The organism is Brumimicrobium mesophilum (genome assembly GCF_003025005.1).
Taxonomy (GTDB): domain Bacteria; phylum Bacteroidota; class Bacteroidia; order Flavobacteriales_D; family Crocinitomicaceae; genus Brumimicrobium; species Brumimicrobium mesophilum.
Window position 1 is genome coordinate 1 of record NZ_PVSS01000041.1, and the last position, 1,970, is coordinate 1,970.

The 1,970-nt window shown below is 35.4% G+C and carries 1 protein-coding gene; it reads right to left on the reverse strand.

The window, feature by feature from the left end; all coding sequences use genetic code 11:
• Window positions 1-1,114: hypothetical protein (locus tag C6368_RS16915; RefSeq protein WP_159038667.1), on the reverse strand; the 1,114-nt coding region annotated here is incomplete at its 3' end.
• Between the last annotated feature and the right edge of the window lie 856 nt (window positions 1,115-1,970).

The following is a 1,970-nucleotide window of genomic DNA, read 5'->3' on the forward strand; positions in this document are numbered from 1 at the left end:
GTGTATTTGTATTGTTACTAAACCACTCGAAAGATAAGTATGGGGAAGTTAATTGTGAAATATCAACTGCTGGTGTCATCAAAACCATACTGTCAGGATATGGTGAAGAACCATCAGCCCATGCATACTCGCCTGGGTTTCTACCGTTGGCAGTTGCACCATAACCAGGAGCTCCAGTAAATTTCCAATAATTACTAATACTTGTACTCGTCAAAGAAGATTCATTCTCCCAACATTGCGGTTGTATTCCGTTATCAAACCCCTCATAATAAGGAGCGACCATAGGTGGTGACTGCACAAACACAGCAGCTGAAGTATCTGCCAGGGAGCTATTAGTACACGTTACTTCACATGCATAATAAGTATTACTTGTTTGAGTTATTGTTTCATTTGGAGATATTGCTCCTGCAATAGGCGACCATGGACCGTTAGCTGAAGGCGCTGACAGCCATTGGTAAGTGATATCTGATGCTGAAGTACTTCCTGAAAGAGTAAGACCAAATGGTCCACATGCTAAGGCAGGAGCACTTGCTACTCCTCCACTTGGAGCTCCTGAACAAGGTGTAGGCGATGTATAATACATCTCAACTCTGCTAATTGAAGAACTTCCTGCCTCCCATGAATAATTAGGAGCAGGACCACCTGAAATACTACCTTGATAGATTAATCGGTTCAATGTTACAGGCTGCCCCAATATAGTGCTTGGAAAAGGACCACCCGTTACTGAATAACTATTAATAGCCCCAGCTTGACCAAAAATTCCAATAATATCTCCCTGATTAACCAATATATTCACACTTTGAATAACATCGTTGGGTGCTCCTTGGATATATGAAAGGGTAGTAAAATTAGTAGAAGTAGTTGCAAAAGTCACAGGGGTCGGATCATTAATTTTCATTATATGAATATTTTGAGATCCCGTCCCAGCGTCTGTAGGCACTTTAACACCTGTAATGATAAAAGAAGTAGGAGCAGTAAACCAATACCCCCTTACATTTCCCGAATAAGTACTACCAAAACTAGGCAATGGCATCAAAGTTTGTGCGGCACTTTGTGCATTGGAACCAAAAACCAATAATAATACCAGCAAGTAGCGCCAGATTATGGAACTCATTTTTTGGTTCCCGAAGTAGTTGTGTAAAATTGTCATAAGTAAATAGTTTTAATGATAATAGCTTCTAACTTATTTATCCCTTTAAAAAGCGCAGAAGCTACGTAGTCTTTTTGAAGGTTTTTCATTACTAAATATTTCCTAAGCGTTTTTTTTTAAACGTTGACAAAAACATAAAGGAATAACTAATAATATTATTACATCACACCAAGGGAGTTATCATTTCTTTCAAACCATCTCTTGAAGTACATAAACTTAAAACTTTTTTTGATTAATTTATCAATTCATCAAAAAAAAATTGAACTAATCATTTGTTTTTTTGAGACAAATAAAAATGCAATAAATTGAATAAAGTTGAAATGCAAACCCTTAAAGTTAAACGAGCACAACAGTATCACCTAAAAATGATAAAAAGTCGTATCAATTTTTAAATCTGAAAATCTTCTTCGTGAGGTATAAAAATGTAACTCGTTCTGAAAAAAAATTAAGCCTTACTTAGTTTAGCATTGACAAATTTGAATGTCAAAATAAAACCAACTAAAATCTTCGACTTCAATTATAATTCTTAAAACGAGGGACTGTGGCTTGCTTACTTTAGTAGGAACAATACAAGGCTAAATGGGGATTGGTATTAATTTACCGCCATTTAAAATAAATGCATCACTAATATCACTTAATTCTAGCATAATAATATACATCCGAATTTGTTGCATTACTTGTAAGTTAGTGAAATTTCTCAAAATTGATCTTTTTAGGTTGGATGGCAAAAAATAAAGTCGTGGAGGAGCATTCTAGATCAATGAAGTTCAGAAGTCAGGTAAAAAAATGATAAAGAAAAAAGGGGATACAAGTTCATGTA